17 protein-coding genes and 1 pseudogene are annotated in these 15,336 nt (G+C 58.8%); 9 read left to right on the top strand and 9 right to left on the bottom strand.

The window, feature by feature from the left end:
* The first annotated feature begins 71 nt into the window (after positions 1 to 71).
* From NGM99_RS10370 to NGM99_RS10385, 4 genes are read left to right on the top strand one after another with little or no spacing between them, the layout of a single operon-like run.
* The gene (locus NGM99_RS10370; protein ID WP_252818616.1) at positions 72 to 983 is read left to right on the top strand and encodes a carbohydrate ABC transporter permease; all 912 of its coding nucleotides are present in this window, start codon (positions 72 to 74) and stop codon (positions 981 to 983) included.
* Positions 983 to 1,804 carry a carbohydrate ABC transporter permease gene (locus tag NGM99_RS10375; RefSeq protein ID WP_252818618.1) on the top strand — a complete coding sequence of 274 codons (822 nt, stop codon included), beginning with the start codon at positions 983 to 985 and terminating at the stop codon, positions 1,802 to 1,804. Before NGM99_RS10370 ends, NGM99_RS10375 begins: the two co-directional genes overlap by 1 nt.
* A complete protein-coding gene (locus tag NGM99_RS10380) occupies positions 1,804 to 2,232 on the top strand; it encodes a gluconate 2-dehydrogenase subunit 3 family protein (protein ID WP_252818620.1) in 429 nt (142 codons plus the stop codon). Before NGM99_RS10375 ends, NGM99_RS10380 begins: the two co-directional genes overlap by 1 nt.
* A complete protein-coding gene (locus NGM99_RS10385) occupies positions 2,229 to 3,875 on the top strand; it encodes a GMC family oxidoreductase (protein WP_252818622.1) in 1,647 nt (548 codons plus the stop codon). The genes NGM99_RS10380 and NGM99_RS10385 overlap by 4 nt, the downstream gene beginning before the upstream one ends.
* 537 nt (positions 3,876 to 4,412) lie before the next feature.
* On the opposite strand, the gene NGM99_RS10390 is transcribed toward NGM99_RS10385, so the two are convergent.
* Positions 4,413 to 4,826, bottom strand: coding sequence for a winged helix-turn-helix transcriptional regulator (locus NGM99_RS10390; RefSeq protein WP_252818624.1), 414 nt, complete (start codon positions 4,824 to 4,826; stop codon positions 4,413 to 4,415).
* Between the two features lie 102 nt (positions 4,827 to 4,928).
* On the opposite strand from NGM99_RS10390, the gene NGM99_RS10395 reads away from it, so the two are divergent.
* Positions 4,929 to 5,843, top strand: a complete 915-nt coding sequence (locus NGM99_RS10395) for an NmrA/HSCARG family protein (RefSeq protein ID WP_252818626.1) — start codon at positions 4,929 to 4,931, stop codon at positions 5,841 to 5,843.
* On the opposite strand, the gene NGM99_RS10400 is transcribed toward NGM99_RS10395, so the two are convergent.
* The 3 genes from NGM99_RS10400 to NGM99_RS10410 form a co-directional block, all read right to left on the bottom strand.
* Positions 5,819 to 6,121, bottom strand: coding sequence for a hypothetical protein (locus tag NGM99_RS10400; protein ID WP_252818628.1), 303 nt, complete (start codon positions 6,119 to 6,121; stop codon positions 5,819 to 5,821). The two genes, NGM99_RS10395 and NGM99_RS10400, sit on opposite strands and share 25 nt — an antisense overlap.
* A 2-nt stretch (positions 6,122 to 6,123) precedes the next feature.
* A complete protein-coding gene (locus NGM99_RS10405; RefSeq protein ID WP_252818630.1) occupies positions 6,124 to 7,263 on the bottom strand; it encodes an epoxide hydrolase family protein in 1,140 nt (379 codons plus the stop codon).
* 250 nt (positions 7,264 to 7,513) lie between these two features.
* Positions 7,514 to 8,269 carry an SDR family NAD(P)-dependent oxidoreductase gene (locus NGM99_RS10410; RefSeq protein ID WP_252818633.1) on the bottom strand — a complete coding sequence of 252 codons (756 nt, stop codon included), beginning with the start codon at positions 8,267 to 8,269 and terminating at the stop codon, positions 7,514 to 7,516.
* A 131-nt stretch (positions 8,270 to 8,400) separates the two neighbouring features.
* Here NGM99_RS10410 and NGM99_RS10415 point away from each other — a divergent pair, with 131 nt between their 5' ends.
* Positions 8,401 to 9,294 (top strand): AraC family transcriptional regulator, encoded by an 894-nt coding sequence (locus NGM99_RS10415; RefSeq protein WP_252818635.1) that lies wholly within the window; start codon positions 8,401 to 8,403, stop codon positions 9,292 to 9,294.
* A gap of 298 nt (positions 9,295 to 9,592) precedes the next feature.
* Here NGM99_RS10415 and NGM99_RS10420 read toward each other — a convergent pair whose 3' ends face one another.
* Positions 9,593 to 9,859 (bottom strand): DUF1488 family protein, encoded by a 267-nt coding sequence (locus NGM99_RS10420; RefSeq protein WP_252818637.1) that lies wholly within the window; start codon positions 9,857 to 9,859, stop codon positions 9,593 to 9,595.
* A gap of 469 nt (positions 9,860 to 10,328) precedes the next feature.
* Entirely contained in the window at positions 10,329 to 10,493 is a 165-nt protein-coding gene (locus NGM99_RS10425) for a hypothetical protein (RefSeq protein ID WP_252818639.1), read from the bottom strand.
* Between the two features lie 384 nt (positions 10,494 to 10,877).
* On the opposite strand from NGM99_RS10425, the gene NGM99_RS10430 reads away from it, so the two are divergent.
* Positions 10,878 to 11,171, top strand: a complete 294-nt coding sequence (locus NGM99_RS10430) for a hypothetical protein (protein WP_252818641.1) — start codon at positions 10,878 to 10,880, stop codon at positions 11,169 to 11,171.
* 632 nt (positions 11,172 to 11,803) lie between these two features.
* Here the strand turns inward: NGM99_RS10430 and NGM99_RS10435 are convergent.
* The 3 genes and pseudogenes from NGM99_RS10435 to NGM99_RS10440 all read right to left on the bottom strand — a co-directional run bounded on the left by NGM99_RS10435 (position 11,804) and on the right by NGM99_RS10440 (position 13,729).
* Positions 11,804 to 12,565, bottom strand: a pseudogene (locus tag NGM99_RS10435) (IS5 family transposase).
* Between the two features lie 584 nt (positions 12,566 to 13,149).
* Positions 13,150 to 13,380 carry a DUF982 domain-containing protein gene (locus NGM99_RS21755; RefSeq protein WP_353937400.1) on the bottom strand — a complete coding sequence of 77 codons (231 nt, stop codon included), beginning with the start codon at positions 13,378 to 13,380 and terminating at the stop codon, positions 13,150 to 13,152.
* 85 nt (positions 13,381 to 13,465) lie between these two features.
* Entirely contained in the window at positions 13,466 to 13,729 is a 264-nt protein-coding gene (locus NGM99_RS10440) for a DUF982 domain-containing protein (RefSeq protein WP_252818643.1), read from the bottom strand.
* Between the two features lie 797 nt (positions 13,730 to 14,526).
* Here NGM99_RS10440 and NGM99_RS10445 point away from each other — a divergent pair.
* Positions 14,527 to 14,736: a hypothetical protein gene (locus tag NGM99_RS10445; protein ID WP_252818644.1), complete on the top strand. Its 210-nt coding sequence runs from the start codon at positions 14,527 to 14,529 to the stop codon at positions 14,734 to 14,736.
* A 114-nt stretch (positions 14,737 to 14,850) separates the two neighbouring features.
* On the top strand, positions 14,851 to 15,102 hold the full coding sequence (locus NGM99_RS10450) for a hypothetical protein (RefSeq protein ID WP_252818646.1): 252 nt from the start codon (positions 14,851 to 14,853) through the stop codon (positions 15,100 to 15,102).
* Positions 15,103 to 15,336: the final 234 nt, after the last annotated feature.

Here is a 15,336-nt window from a genome sequence, read left to right on the forward strand (position 1 = left end):
CATTCAAGGCAGGCAAGCGCGCTAAGCTCTTCCTGCCGCCTGACATTCTTACTCTGACGGAGCCATGGCCCATGGCGCACATGCCAGCCAAAGCCGGATGGTCGCGAACCACTCTCACCTTCGCCGGGTTCCTGGCACTTCCCGTCGCGCTCTTCGCTGTCTTTTTCCTCTACCCGATCGTCTCGACCTTCTACCTTTCGCTGCATGACTGGGATGGTGTCGCGCAGAACATGCGCTTCATCGGCCTGCGCAACTATTGGGTCCTAAGCGCCCAGCCCCGTTTCTATCATGCGGTGCTCAACAACATTTCCTGGCTCGTCTTCATGCTGCTCGGACCGACAGCGCTGGGGCTTCTGCTTGCAGCGGTGCTCGATCGAGGCCTGCGGGGCGAACGCGCCTTCCGCATCATATTCTTTCTGCCCTTCACCATTCCGGCGGTGGCCGTCGCGGCCATCTGGCGCTGGGTCTACGAACCCTCCAACGGCCTGCTGACGACACTGATGCGCAATGTGGGTCTGGGCGAGTTCGCGCAAAACTGGCTGGGCGATCCGGGAGTTGTGAACTTCGCGCTGATGGGCGCCGTGCTTTGGTGGACGACGGGCTTTGCATTTCTCGTCTTCTTCGCAGGCCTGCGCAACATTCCGGTCGAACTGCTGGAAGCTGCCCGCATCGAGGGTGCCACGCCCTGGCAGAGCTTCTGGCGTGTCAGCTTCCCGCTTCTTTGGCCTTCCACCATCATCGTGCTCGGCATTTCGGCCATCGATGCCATGCGCCTGTTCGATATCGTCTGGGCAACGACAAGCGGTGGCCCCGCTTACGCATCCGAGGTTCTAGCCACGCAGATGTATGACGTCGCCTTCGGCCGCTTCGAGATGGGCCGCGCGAGCGCGATCTCCGTCTACCTTCTCCTGATCGCGGGAGTCGTGATCATGCCCTACATCGCATACATGTCGCGCCGTGTCGCCGACAGCGAGGCCGACTGATGAGCGCGCAGACCATCAACCGGCGCGGGCCCGTTCCCTACACGGTCGCAATCGTCTTCGCCCTGGTCTTCGTGGCGCCCCTCGTGCTCGCCATCCTGACCTCGCTGAAATCGCCGGCCGAGATCACGCGCGTTCTCTCGGTGCCCACCGAACTGTACTGGCAGAACTATGCCACGGCCTTCGAACGAATGGGACGGAGCCTGCTCAACTCCATCCTGATCACGGCGCCGGCCGTCGTGCTGTCGATCGCAATCGGCTGCGTTGCCGCCTATCCGCTCGCCTTCATGCATGGGCGCGGCGGCCGCTTCACCTATTTCGTGCTTCTGACCGGCATGCTGGTGCCCTTCCAGATCGTGCAGATCCCGCTCTTCTTTCTGATCCGCTCGATCGGCCTTTATGACACGATCGGTGGCCTGTGGCTGGTGCACACCGCTTACGCCATCCCCTTCTGCACCTTCTTCATGCGCAACTTCTTCTCCTCTGTTCCACGCTCCATGTATGAGGCAGCTCGCATCGACGGCTGCAGCGCGGCTTCCTACTTCTGGCGTCTGCTGCTGCCGGCATCGGCCTCCGGTCTTTCCGCACTTGCCATCATTCAGAGCCGCGCGATCTGGAACGATCTTCTCTTCGGCATGACGCTGACCAGCAGCGACAATGCCCGCCCCGCGACTGTTGCGATTGCCGGCTTCGCATCGAGCCTTCAGGTGGAATATGGGCCGCTCATGGCCGCGACCCTCGTCTCCACGGTTCCGGTCATGCTGGCATTCCTGATATTCCAGAAGTCATTCGTGCGAGGGCTTCTCGGCGGCTCGGGAAAATGATGCCATCGGCCACCTTTCTTGCCCTTCTCGACCGCATCATCCCAGTTGATGAATGGCCATCGGCGACGACTTCAGGCGTTGACCGCTTCATTCTTGCGCTCTGGCAGAGCGGAGCTGATGGGTCGGCTGGCTCAGCAGCGGCCGGGCTTGAAGAACTCGATAAGCTCGCCAGCCATGCGGGTTACGCGAGCTTCGCTGATGCTCCCGAAATTACCCAGGACACGCTTCTGGAACAGGTCGCCGCAACGGTCTGGTTTCGGCAACTCTGCGAGCTTGCTGCCGAGGGCTATTATGCCAATCCAGGCAATGGCGCGAACCCCGATGCCATCAGTTGGCACATGATCGGCTACAAGCATGGCCTGCCGGAAGGTCCGGACGGGCCTCCCGCCAATCGATCCGAAGCCCGCATGGGCAAGCTTTGGGCATGAGCATGGATTTCGATGCCATCGTGGTGGGTGCCGGAGCCGCAGGCGGCATTGCGGCCTGTGTCTTGGCGGAAGCAGGCAAGCGCGTTCTTCTGGTGGAACAGGGGCGCTGGCGTTCGCATGCCAACAGCGGGCACCGGGACCATCTGCGCAATCACCGGCTTCAGGCTCACGGCATCAACACTGGCCCTTATGTCGATGGCCATCCGCGCATCTTCGTCGATGCATCGGGTGAGACGCATGTGGTGCGCCCCCATGACGACGGATATCACAACAACGCATCCACGGTTGGCAGCGGTACCTTGCTTTACGGCGGCCTGGCTTGGCGTTTCCACCCAGACGATTTCCGCCTTAAGAGCCGTTATGGAGTGCCGAAGGGCTCATCTCTGGTCGATTGGCCGATTTCCTATGCCGAACTCGCTCCATGGTATGAGCGCGCCGAATGGGAGATCGGCGTCGCCGGACATGATGGAGACACCAATTCAGGAGCACGGACTCGCGGCTATCCCATGCCGCCGCTTCCGCCCAAGCCCTCCACCGCGAAACTCAGGGCAGGCGCCACAAATCTCGGCATCAGCACGTTCACGCCGCCGATCCTGATCAACACGGTGCCGCGTGACGGCCGCGCCGCGTGCGTCCAGTGCGGCTCCTGTGTCGGCTTCCCTTGTCCGAGCGACGCCAAGAACGGCACGCAGAACACCGTGATTCAGCGCGCACTCGCGACGGGCCGCTGCGAGATCATGACCGGCACAGTCGCGGAGCGGATCGCAACCAATGCCCGCGGTCGCGTGGTCGGCATTGACCTGATCGACATGGGCGAAGGTAATGCCGAGATACGGCGCCGCATCACTGCCAGGGCAGTGATGCTTTCTGCAGGCGCCATCGAAAGCGCACGCCTGCTTCTGGCTTCCGCCACAGATTCCGAACCTCATGGCCTCGGCAATAATCGTGACCTCGTCGGCCGCAACCTTCAGGGACACTATTACCCGACTGTCTTCGGGCTTTTCGAGGACGAGGTGGAGAACAGCCATGGACCCGGCGTCACGATTGCCACGACCGATTTCGTGCACGGGAACGAAGGCGTGGTTGCGGGCGCAATGCTAGCGGATGACTTCGTGATGCTGCCGGCAATCTTCTGGAAACAGGCTCTTCCGCCCGATCTCCCACGCTTTGGGTTGAAGGCCAAGCATTTCATGCGCGACAATTATCGGCGGGTCTCTCAGATCAAGGGGCCCGTTCACGAGGTTCCGGCTCCCGACTGCCGCGTTACGCTGGATCAGACCTGCAAGGACCGATTCGGACGCTTCGTCCCGCGGCTCAGCGGTGTTGTGCATCCGGAAACATTGCGGACGGTCGCAGCCATGCATGAGAAGGCGGAGGCTTGGCTTGAGGCATCAGGTACAATCCGGACCTGGGGTGCGTTGCCCGCTCCGCGCCTTTCTGCAGGTCAGCACCAAGCCGGCACCTGCCGCATGGGGGACGACGAAGCGATATCGGTCACGGACCCATTCGGTCGGGTATGGGGCCACCCGAATCTGTTCGTGAGCGACGCCTCGCTTCATCCAACCAATGGGGCTTACAACCCTGTTCTCACAATCATGGCGATGGGGTTCAGGAACAGCGATAATTTGGCAAAAATGCTCTAGGCATCAATTGATTCACATGAACACCAAACTCAAATTCCTTACGCAGAGGTCGATATTCACCGGTCTCGGTCAGGTGCACATCATATCCTAGACAATTTACTGCCTCTCTCCACCAAGCGGCTCGTGACTGCAACGTCTTATCGCGAATGAGATGGATGGTGTTGTGTTTTTGCGCGATGTAATACTTCGGTTTTACCGGATTAAATATTCTTAAAACGTATTTATTTTAGGGAATGAAAGGAGACTTTGACGTCGTATATCTCCGAGACCTACCTGTCTGCCTCCCATCCACTCCGGACGATAGAAACGCGTCGTACCAATGGCTGCTTATAGGCGATTGTCGGAGTGGCGAAATGGCTGGAATGAGGCGCAAAGCGGAACGGCATAAGCTGGGCCGACCCCATACCGTCCGGGTTAAGGCACAAGCAACGAAAAGCTGACCTTCATTTCCCGACCCTATCCCAGTCACTCATGGGAAGCAGCTTCGTCTGTGTAAGCAATTACCACCGCTTGGTTCATCGGCGTTCCGGCCGACTATCATGGAACCGAATTCTCCTTGCCGTCGAACCGACGACGGCATTCCGCAATACGGGGCCAATTATCTCGGATCCAAGAGGTGAAGCCCTCTAGTGCTGGCAGCATACTCGCGCCCATCTCGGTCAGCTCATACTCGACGCGTGGTGGCACTTCGGGAAAGTAGTGGCGCGTCAGCAGCCCGTCACGCTCGAGGTTGCGCAGGGTGACCGTCAGCATGCGCTGCGTGATGCCCACGATGCCCGCCTTCATTTCCGAGAAGCGGAGGCGGTGCGAAGATGCCACCGCCAAGTGGCTCATGACGAGGACAGTCCATTTGTCGCCAAGGCGTGCCAGCACGCCGTTCGGGGCGCAGGGCCGGAATACAGGACCCTTCTCTGTCTCCTGATAGGGCCGTCCGTAGATCTGCCGTTCCATTTGTATCATCCCTGTGCCCGAGGGTAGCTCGTGTGCCGTCTTCCGAGCCGAGCGGCATGAGTATAGATGGGTAACCCTCGAGACAAAGTAGGGTTCTCAATCATGTCACATCGCCAGCCGATCCTCGTGTTCGGTGCCACAGGTCAGCAGGGCGGATCAGTTGTAACCGCACTCCTGAAAGCGGGGCGCCCCGTGCGGGCCATTGTGCGTGACCTAGGGTCACCGGCTACCATGGCGCTTCGCGACGCCGGCGCCGAATTGGTCGAGGGTAGCTACGCCGACCAGGCCTCGATGCAGAAAGCCATGCAGGAAGTCCATGGCGTCTTCAGCGTTCAGCCAAGTTCGCCTGGCGGCACAGTGACAGACGAGGAAGAGGTACGCTACGGCATCGCAGTCGCGGACTTGGCAGTCGAGGCGGGCGTTCGGCACCTCGTTTACAGCTCAGGCGCTGCGGTCGGCGACAAGCCAACCGGTGTCGCTCATTTCGATACGAAGAGACGCATCGAGGCGCATGTCCGCTCCCTGCCGCTTACTTGGACGATCGTTCGCCCTGCCACCTTCATGGAGATGCTGGTGATGCCGGGCTTCGGGCTGGATAAGGACCGTTTCACCTTCTTCGTCCGGCCAGACCAGTCGATGCAGTTCATCGCCGTTGAAGATATCGGCCGGATCGTCGCTGCGGTCTTCGCCGATCCCAAGCGGTTCGGCGGGCAGACGTTCGAGATCGCGGGTGATGAGTTGACGGGGCACAAACTGGAGACGCTGTTCACCCAGGCGGCCGGCCGTCCCATTACCTATGCCCGTTTCTCTGACGATGATTTGGCTGCCAACCTCTTTCTCTCCAAGCTGACCAACCTCTTGGATGAGGGCCCGCTTGCGGGACACGCGGATATCCATGCCTTGCGCGAGCTTGAACCAGACCTCATACAAGTTTCCACATGGCTTACAGGTAGCGGGCGAGAAGCCTTTGCCAAGGCACTCGGCGCCAAGGGTCATTGGGCATACAACAACGCTTGAGGTGACGATGGATCAGGTATTTCCGCTTCCCACTTCAATGCAGACAGAGTGCTCACATAGTGAGAGCAGAAGGGGTCGTCCGCGACGGAGCGGACGACCACGCCGATGTCAGATTTCAATATTCTGATCGAGAGCTCGGGGCGGCGCGTCTCGACGTATATGCCCTTGATCTCGATGGACGCCTGCTGGCCTGCGCCGATGCGATCGTGACGACGCAGGGCATTGAAGCCCTGCGCCGCTAGCGCCAAGCGCCGCGCTTCGGGAACGGAGAACTCCACCTTCAGGAGCGCGCTCCCGACACCGTCGCGATAAAGGCGCGCAAGTCGGCCAGCATCAGGTCTGGCTCCTCCAGAGCGGCGAAATGCCCGCCCCGCGGCATGTCGGTCCAATGCACGATGTTGTAGGTCTTCTCCGCGAACGAGCGCGGCGGCGGCAAGAACACTGGATCGGGAAAGGCCGCAACGCCGGTCGGCACTTGGATGCGGGTGCCGGCCGGAAGCATCATCGACTTCTCAAGCCGGCTGCCGTAGTAGATCCAGGTTGCAGTCACGAACGATGCCGGCGCAATGTAGAGCATGATGTTGGTGAGGAGTTCCTCCTCGGAAAACTTGCTCCAGATGTTGGGGTCGCCATCGGCGGTTGTCGGAAGATCGGCCCACTTGCCGAACTTTTCGAGTATCCAGCCCGCCACTCCGACTGGGCTGTCGGCCATCGCGACGCCGAGCGTCTGCGGACGGGTCGCCTGTTCGTGAAAGTAGGCGCTCTCCCGATCGGCAATCGCGGCCCGCTGGGCGACGAAGGCCTTCTCCTCGCCAGTCGTCGGAGCGGCGTCCTCCACACGCATGGTCATCATGTTGATATGGATGCCGAGCAGAGCATCCGGTCGATCATGCGCTGCCCAAGCCGCAATGGCGTGGCCCCAATCACCCCCTTGAATGAAATACCGCGCGTCGCCGAACAGTTGGATCATCAGCCCATGCATAAGCGCAGCAGCACGCCGCGGGCCGATTGGGCGCGTGATCGGGTTGGAGAACGCGAAGCCCGGCAGCGACGGGACGACAACATTGTGCCCGTCCGCTGCAAGCGGCTCCAGGAGCCGCTCGAACTCGAGATACGAGCCCGGCCAGCCGTGGAGAAACAGGACGGGCGGCTTGGAGCCGTCGCCCTTCACATGAACGAAATGGAGGTGCTCGCCTTCCACGTTGGCCGTGAAGTTGGGGAGTGCATTGAGGCGCCGTTCAACCGCACGCCAGTCATAGCTGTCCTGCCAATACGCGACGAGCCGCTTGAGGTCATCAATTCCGACCCCCGCTGACCAGCCCCCCGCATCCGGCAACTGGCTAAAGTCATAAGCCTCGACCTTTGCTCTGATCGTGGCGAGCCGTTCGTCGGGTATGTTGATCGTGTAGGGTGAAATCATGATGTTCTCCGCTTAAGCTGGGATGCGGTTCGATGGAGAGGGCGCCGAGCAATCTGCTATCCATTTTGTCGATGGATGTTCTGAGAGCCGACGGCCGCTCGGCATAGTGCTCGGTACGTTGCCGGGGTTGAAATCGACCCTTCCGAGACCTCAACCGCCCGTAACGTCCCAAGAGCGGACGTTCAGATGCATACACCATCCCAATGGGCAGCAGTCGTGGAACCCATCGAGATAATTGGAAGCCCAAGCGTCAGATGGTCTGGCCGCCCGACACTTCGATACGCTGGCCGTTCACCCAACGGTTATCGGGACCCAGGAGGCTGGCCACCATGGGGCCGATGTCGTCGGGCAAGCCAACGCGGCCAAGCGCCGTCATGTTGGCAAATGCAGTGTTGTAGTCAGGAATGTCGCGCACCGCTCCGCCGAGAAAATCGGTCTCGATTGCGCCGGGAGCGACGGTGTTGGCGGTGATGCCGCGAGCACCAAGCTCCTTGGCCATATAGACCGTTAAGACCTCGATTGCCCCCTTGGCGGCCGAATAGGCCGAGAAGCCTGGGAAGGAAACGCGGGTCAGTCCGGAGGAGAAGTTCACGATGCGCCCGCCATCCGTCAGCACTGGCAGAAGCGCCTGCGTCAGAAAGAATACGCCTTTCACGTGAACAGCGAACAGCGTGTCGAACTGCTCTTCGGTCGTCGACGCGAAGTCCGCCATCTCGCCGTGACCGGCATTGTTAACGAGATGATCCAACGTGTCGCGGCCCCAGGTGACACGCAAGGTGTTCTGAAGCGTTGCCACAAAAGTGGAAAGTGAGGCGACGTCGCCGGTGTCGAGCTGCAGTGCTACTGCTTTGCGACCGAGCGCTTCGATCTCGGCAACGACCGCCAGTGCGTCAACTTTCCCGCTGCGGTAGGTTAGGACAACATCGCCGCCATGACGTGCGATGCTGATCGCTGTGTTGCGTCCGAGGCCGCGGCTACCGCCTGTGACAAGGGAAATCGTGGTCATGGATGTCTCCGGGTTGCTTGGAGCTTCCTTGTGCCGCATCTATCCCGATCCTCGTTGCGCGATCGTCCGCAAAATTTGCCTGATTGTCCAATCCGGTTGGCGCCGTCTCTTCCGATGCCTACGGTGAGCATATGCATGATACGCTTCTCTACCATGCCCGCCGCTACGCTGACGCCCATGCTGACGTGAACGGCGTGACTGCAACATCAGTGAACGGTCTGGCGGTCCTTCGCGAAACCGCGCCGACTAGACTGCAATACGCAGTGTCGAAGCCGTTGGTCGCTTTGGTCTTGCAGGGCAACAAGCGCGTGTCGATGGGGACCAGGACACTCGACTTCGGAGCGGGCGAGTCCCTTGTTATCTCCAGCGATGTCCCAACTGTCAGCCAGATCACGGCAGCCAGCCCGATCTTGCCCTATTACTCCTTGGTCCTTGAACTCGACCCCGCGATGATCGCAGGACTGGTCAGCCAGATGGGGGCAACGACGTTCGAGGTCCATGAACCGGTCCAGGTCGATCCAACTGGATACGAACTCGCAGATGCGGCTTGTCGGCTGCTCCGCTTGCTCGATAAGCCGGACAGCCTTTCGATATTAGGGCAACAGTTCAGCCGTGAAATGCACTACTGGCTCCTCAAAGGTCAACATGGACGGGCGATCAGGGCGCTTGGCATCAGCGACAGCCATGCCCAACGGATCGGGCGAGCCGTTGGGCTCCTGCGATCACACTATGCCGAGGCCATCAAAGTCGAAACCTTGGCGAACGTCGCCAACATGAGCCTGTCAGCATTCCATCTGCACTTCCGGGCCATCACCTCGTTGTCGCCGCTCCAATTCCAAAAGCAGCTTCGGCTCATCGAAGCACGAAGACGCATGTTGGCGGAGGGGCACGCCGTCGCGGATGTGGCCTATGGTGTAGGCTACGAGAGCGTGTCGCAGTTCACCCGCGAGTATGGCCGCCTGTTCGGACAACCACCGGCGCGGGAAATTCGCCAGGCACGCTTGCAGATGGAGGCAGTAGCCTGACTTCAACGCAGACTCTTCTAGCGATGCGCAACGGATGCGCCGTTCGCGGAAGGCAAATTACGAAGCTATTGGCCCCGAAACGGACGGGCGGGAGACCACCCCAGTTCCGTCGTCCAAACCTCCGCTTCTCAATGGCAGCTTTCGGGACAGCTTCAGGATAGTCGGAACGGCTGGAATGAGGCGCGAAGCGGAATGGCAGGAGTTGAGCGGGGAGCAGACTGTCTGGCTTTCGATACGAAGGGCAAAAGCTGCCAGCTAGTGCGTAAATGCGGCCATGAACTAGGGCCTGCCCATACGGTCAGTCGAAATCAGCGGCGCGCAGCAGGTAGGTTGTTTGACGGTTGCTTTTGTAAACCTCCCGCGCAACGTCGTGAATCGCGCCCAAGGAGGCATCGAAGGCGGCAAGTGACTCAGCCTCGCCATTGAGCAGGCTTAGCCCTTTTGCCCGGAGAGCGCCGATCTCGATCGCAAAAGGCACCGACCGCATGCCATCATGTCCAATAAAGCGAACACGGCGATTTTCCGCATCGTATGAGCGACTTGGGTTGAGGAAGCTGAGTGCCATATGAGAATTACCTTCCGGGTGAAGTGCCGGGCTGCGGATCACTCGCGTTCGTGCGGCGGAGCCTGGCAGCGCTAGGCGTGACTGCCGCCTACCTCATTGTCGAGAATGCGATGGGCAAGGCGCTCTACCCTTCCTCGTGGAATCAGGCCATCTGTCTTGGTACATCTGACGCTGTCAGCGAACACTTCCGGTGGTATCCGTACGCAAGGTTTACGCGGAAATGCTCTCAACGGGAGGTCTTTGAAAGAGCTCGACTGGATGACCCCATGTGTAAAATTGGATCGCGGGTCCAGTTACCTCGTTAATCGCCTGCCGAAGGGACCGCTTCGTCCAATGACGCCTGAATCAATTCGCCGGAAAAGGAACGCACGGAACGCGTTGCGATGGTCATGGGCCCTTAATTCGAGCTGACTTCGCAGCGCGGCATGCATCACCATACCTGTCCGACGTTATCGTGCCAGCAGGTTGATTACTGCGTCCGTTCAATCTGCGTCCGGCTGCCGATCTGCGTTACATCATAAGTCTGGTAGACGAAGAGAGCACCAATGGCCGCAGCGGCCAAGCCGAAAAGAATGGCAATGTGCACGGGATTGTTGCGCGTCGGAACCGACGCGGATGGCGTAAGGTTGTCCATTATCGTGACTCGTTTCTATTTGGGGGCAAGAGCCAACAATTTCATGGCTGCCACCACTCTCAACATCGCGCCAAGTTTATTGTTCCATAAATTTAAGCTCGTCCCGGCGGATGCGGCCACAACTGATAGTTATTTCCTCTACTTATTGCACCTACCCATGTGCTCTCAAATTACCAATACCTATCATTTATCATCTTCCTACAGTGAAGTTCGCGGATTTATTCGATAATAAGGGTTTTATTTCAGCAATTAGGTATCGATGGCTTGTTAAAAACGTCTCTCATCCCCATGTTGTATTGCAGAAGCAAGCTTGAGAGACCGCAGATCCTATACTGCGGGAACTCCCGCTCAGCCTTCGGCTGAACGCTTCGCAGGAGTACGACAATGTTCGGATTTCAAGGTGGCGAGAGCCGCGAGACCGTGGCCCGCAAAAGGGGCTACATGACGGATGCGCGACAGCGCTGGTCCTTCATCACTCTTTACGACATGTCCACGATCAAGAACGAGGCCCAGCTGCAGCAGATGGTCAAAGTTCGTCTCGGTCTTTCAGAGGCTGATGCCTGGACAGATGTAAGAGACTGGATCAAGGGCAAGGATTTCACGTCCAATCCGCAGCCAAGCGCTTCTGAAAGTATCGGCCGCTGGGACAGCGAGGGCGGTGCGGCCGACAAGCCTTAGCGATTACAACCTGCCAAATTTTACCGTTATCTTGAATGCATGCACAGACGTGGCCGCCACAGCTGCCGCAGGAATAACGATTGGAGACCGCCGTGAAGCTCCATATTCCAGCATCTCTTTACCTATATGACTACCGTTCGTTACTCGCCAAAGTGGCTTTCGCGGCAGCCGTCACGGTCATCTTGCTCTCCCTCTTTGTGTGAAGCGGTCAGTCGCGCCGCCCTAGTAGCTGTGCGACGGTCATTCCAGCGCATTGGTTTATCGTGCGGAAACCTTCCAACCTCGGAACGTTGACCTTTCACCTACGACTACATGGCCTCACATCACCAACCCGAACTAGGCAATCTTGGACCATCCCTATAATCACCCAAATGAAAAAGGTGTGTCGGATGTCGCCGATGTCCTTCCCTTGGTCGGTGAACGCATGTTCCGCTCGGAGCACCGCTTTCCTCGCGCTGCTGGACGTGGTGCTTCGCTCATTTTAAGGCTACTGCTGTCGAGTGGGTGGGAAATGCCCGTGCAAGTTGGCGGCAGCATCTCATAGGCCGTAACTTGGTCGGCGCTGCAGCCAAGCAACTTGCCCAAGCGGCATTAGAACTGCTGCAAGGCTTGGCTCAGACTAGGTAGGGGACTCACCCAAGCCATTGAGTGACCGTCGCGATTAGAGCGATGGCGGCGAGATAGTTGATGGCGAGGCGATCGTATCGGGTTGCGATGCGCTTCCAGTTCTTGTGCCTGCCGAACATGCGCTCGATGATGTTGCGCCGGCGGTAGGCTGTGCGGTTCAACGGGTAGATGACATCGCGTGCGGCTCGCCCGGGAATGACGGGCTCGATCTCCCGTTCGACGAGCCAGTTTCGCAGACGGTCGGCGTCATAGGCCTTATCGGCGATGAGGCGCTGGGTCGGCGTCATGGCCTGCAGAAGCGGCAGCGCCATGGTGATGTCGGCGATGTTGCCAGGCGTCAGGGCGATGGCGACGATCCGGCCACAAGCGTCGGCCAGGCAATGGATTTTCGTTGTTCGGCCACCACGCGAGACGCAGCCGCATGGCTGAACTCCCCGTTCTCCGGGAAGGACATCCACTGGATATCTTTCTGATCCTTCGAACTCCGCCTGAAGCCGAGCGATGAGTCTTCACATGGGTGCTGTCGAGGCAAAGCTCGTCCGGAACGGCACCAGCCGTTGCGACCTTGGCGAAGATGCGTTGCCAGACGCCGCGCCGTGCCCAGCGGATAGAGCGATTGTGAGACGCGTCTTGGCCGGCCTGTACTGAGGCGGCACATCAGACCTGCGCCCGCCGGTCTTCAGAATATGCAGAATGCCCGAGATCACTGGCCGGTCATCGACACGCGGCTTGCCTGGCTGGTTCTTCGGCAGATGCGGCTCCAACACCGCCTAAGCCTCGTCCGACAGCCAGAACAGATCACGCATGGTCGCCTTTCATCCAAGGACCCAATGCCAGACGGAAACAGCCAATCAGGGCGATATGTTGGATGGGCCCCCTACCTAACAACGCTGAGGCAAGCAGGCGCTTGCTTTTAATAGAGCGTAGCGGCTCTGTACGCTAACGTACAAATCGGAAGCCCGCCCAGCTTTGGGGTAGACGGGGAGTGCTGGACCGGCCCACCATTGAAGTTGTTATCGATAGACCAATGGCCTCAGGGGCAAGGCGGCAGGCATGACGCGCCCATGTGGCTCAGCCACGCCACCGACAGCAGAAAGCCCGCCTGAAGCGGATCAGGCGGGCTTGGAGCTCGGAAACGATATTCTTGCAGGGAGCACTGCTCCCGAGGATAACGCAACGTCAGTTCAGGCATGGGGTTCCAATCGTCGTTATGGCCACGAGAAGGGACGTCAGAACGGAGAATCCTTCAGAACCTTGCAAGTGGCCAAACCACGCCACGAGCGCTATGCCGTTTGCGAGGCCAGCAGTTCGTTCCGTTACACCAATCCCAATGCTCCACAAATACACGGCGTCAGAACCGGTAGTGAGACTGATCAACCGTCATGCCGGCCAATCGGATTGCATTAACGAAGCTCGCACGTGCCTGTTTGTTCGCAAGATGCCCGGGATTGGCTAGATGACAGTAGGTCATAGCATCTAGCCACTCGTCGGTCGCATTCAATGGCCAATGGGCAACTAGGAAATTCCAGGCTTCGTCGGCGTTGTTGATAAGGCAAACGTTGCTGGGCGCCGTAGAGAACACGACGAGCGGAACTTCAAAAGATGTCTAGGACATGGATCACCATGCGCTGCAATTGAGGCCGCAATAAGTGCGATCAAGAACGCTGCTAGATTGCGACCAATTTCGCATCCACCGACATACCTGCTTGGCGAACGGCGGCAACGAAGGTGGAGCGTGCTGCTGTCACCGTGCCTCGGCCCAATTCAGCAATCCGGCAGGACTCGAGCGCAGCTTTCCAATGACGATTGTCCTCTAGCTTCGCCCGCATGAACAGAAATGCAAACGCTTCCGCCACCGTCGAAACGAGAACCACTTCACGTGGACGTCTGGCGAAGATCACGAGTGGAATACGGAAAGAGAGGTTGTCCATGTATCACCCTGCGCCCTTTCCAGCTTGAAAGATAGTGCGATGCACAAATCGGCCGAGATGGGTTAGTAACAGCTACCAGCCCCGCATTGAATTCCACCTCGAGCTCAGCTTACGCAAAGCGAACCTGTGCTCAGGGCTCGCGGCTGCTCGTTTGAAGGAAGCACCGCGACGGGTGTGGAACGCGCACCTTTATAGAATACAACATTGCGCACATTGCAGCATCGCATTCAGCTGATACGGCTTAGATCCAAACAATTGTTGGGATTGGCTAGGCAGCCAGTGTATGATCCACTCTCAGTGCTGGCTGCTCCCTGCAAGCTGTGGCCGGCGGACAACCCGGCGCCGTACCTATCAACCCCCGAGGCAGGCGCCGGGCCTGTTGTCCCGAGACGTGAAGAGCTTCAGACCGGACCACCCCTCTTCCTATCCGGAGCCCTTTTTACGGTGAAGCATAAGGACGACACCGCGTTCGCATATTGTTCCCATACCAATTGATAAGCAGTCGGACGTTTACCCATCGTAGCCTTCCGGTTCTGGGTCTACCTTCGTCGGCAATTTCAGCCCTTTGTCCACCTTCGGCCAAACGTTGAGCGGCACGCGCTTCAACACTATCTCGCTGCGCATGGCTGTCAGCATGACGAGAGGATCAGTTCTCGCCGACCTTCCAACTGCGCGCAAAGATCAACGTCATGTTCGGACCAAGCGGGATCTCCCGGATGTCGAGCATGCGTGACCTTTAATTTGCTATCGTCGCGCTCAGGTGCTCAGGTGTGTCAAATGGTAAGCGGAGGATCAGCATGAGCGACCTATGGGCCTACCAACGCGATGCCCTACAGCGAGAGATCATTTGCACGCGCAAGGATATTGAAGACATGCAAAGGGGCAGGCTTCGAATCACTCGTAGCCAGGGCGAAGCACCTGCCTGGGAAGACGATACGGGCAACTGGTTACGGCGTTCTGAGAACCGTTTGGAGGCCCTCATCTCCGTTATGCAGCGTTTCGACTGATACACCATCGGCCGATGTCACGTGCATCTCGGTCATATCCCGTATATGCTTCACCCGGCAGCGCGATGCTGAGCCGACTTCGGCTCAGGTCCAAGTCTGCCCGAAGGATCACCCATGAGCTATGCAAGCCGCAAGGACCTTGTGCTGCACAAGCCCTACACCCTGCCACGTACCGGGCAGGAGCTTCCTGCCGGGTCCTATGTCGTAAACTCCGAACCTCGGTTTCTTTCGTCGATGGGCCAAACATCATCGCACAGCGTCAATTACCTTGAGATCCCCTATGGTGCACTGGGACCTGATCACGTCGGTGGCACGATACTGATGAGCGACGATGAACTGCATCAGGCTCGGGCAGGAATAGCATAGCGGGTTCGCTAAGCTAAGGGACAAGGTAGGATGCCGAAGGCGAGAGGCAGGAGCCCGCTGGATAAAGAGCGGGCAAAAACGGACGCGCTTTTAAGAAGGGTGGGTTACACGGCGTTGAAAGATGCCGGCATCAAATCAAAGCGTCCCGACCTCCCCGATCTGAAGATTGAAAAGCGAGACACACATAAGACACGCTGAGAGCGGTATACTGGTCAATGAACCATACCCGTACAA

Source organism: Mesorhizobium liriopis (assembly GCF_024053505.1).
GTDB classification, from domain to species: Bacteria; Pseudomonadota; Alphaproteobacteria; order Rhizobiales; family Rhizobiaceae; genus Mesorhizobium_B; species Mesorhizobium_B liriopis.

Excerpts from the sequence above, each read along its gene's own strand:
- NGM99_RS10370 (WP_252818616.1), top strand. The coding sequence starts at position 72 with ATGGCGCACATGCCAGCCAAAGCCGGATGGTCGCGAACCACTCTCACC.
- NGM99_RS10375 (WP_252818618.1), top strand. The coding sequence starts at position 983 with ATGAGCGCGCAGACCATCAACCGGCGCGGGCCCGTTCCCTACACGGTC.
- NGM99_RS10380 (WP_252818620.1), top strand. The coding sequence starts at position 1,804 with ATGCCATCGGCCACCTTTCTTGCCCTTCTCGACCGCATCATCCCAGTT.
- NGM99_RS10385 (WP_252818622.1), top strand. The coding sequence starts at position 2,229 with ATGAGCATGGATTTCGATGCCATCGTGGTGGGTGCCGGAGCCGCAGGC.
- NGM99_RS10390 (WP_252818624.1), bottom strand. The coding sequence starts at position 4,826 with ATGGAACGGCAGATCTACGGACGGCCCTATCAGGAGACAGAGAAGGGT.
- NGM99_RS10395 (WP_252818626.1), top strand. The coding sequence starts at position 4,929 with ATGTCACATCGCCAGCCGATCCTCGTGTTCGGTGCCACAGGTCAGCAG.
- NGM99_RS10405 (WP_252818630.1), bottom strand. The coding sequence starts at position 7,263 with ATGATTTCACCCTACACGATCAACATACCCGACGAACGGCTCGCCACG.
- NGM99_RS10410 (WP_252818633.1), bottom strand. The coding sequence starts at position 8,269 with ATGACCACGATTTCCCTTGTCACAGGCGGTAGCCGCGGCCTCGGACGC.
- NGM99_RS10415 (WP_252818635.1), top strand. The coding sequence starts at position 8,401 with ATGCATGATACGCTTCTCTACCATGCCCGCCGCTACGCTGACGCCCAT.
- NGM99_RS10420 (WP_252818637.1), bottom strand. The coding sequence starts at position 9,859 with ATGGCACTCAGCTTCCTCAACCCAAGTCGCTCATACGATGCGGAAAAT.
- NGM99_RS10425 (WP_252818639.1), bottom strand. The coding sequence starts at position 10,493 with ATGGACAACCTTACGCCATCCGCGTCGGTTCCGACGCGCAACAATCCC.
- NGM99_RS10430 (WP_252818641.1), top strand. The coding sequence starts at position 10,878 with ATGTTCGGATTTCAAGGTGGCGAGAGCCGCGAGACCGTGGCCCGCAAA.
- NGM99_RS10440 (WP_252818643.1), bottom strand. The coding sequence starts at position 13,729 with ATGGACAACCTCTCTTTCCGTATTCCACTCGTGATCTTCGCCAGACGT.
- NGM99_RS10445 (WP_252818644.1), top strand. The coding sequence starts at position 14,527 with ATGAGCGACCTATGGGCCTACCAACGCGATGCCCTACAGCGAGAGATC.
- NGM99_RS10450 (WP_252818646.1), top strand. The coding sequence starts at position 14,851 with ATGAGCTATGCAAGCCGCAAGGACCTTGTGCTGCACAAGCCCTACACC.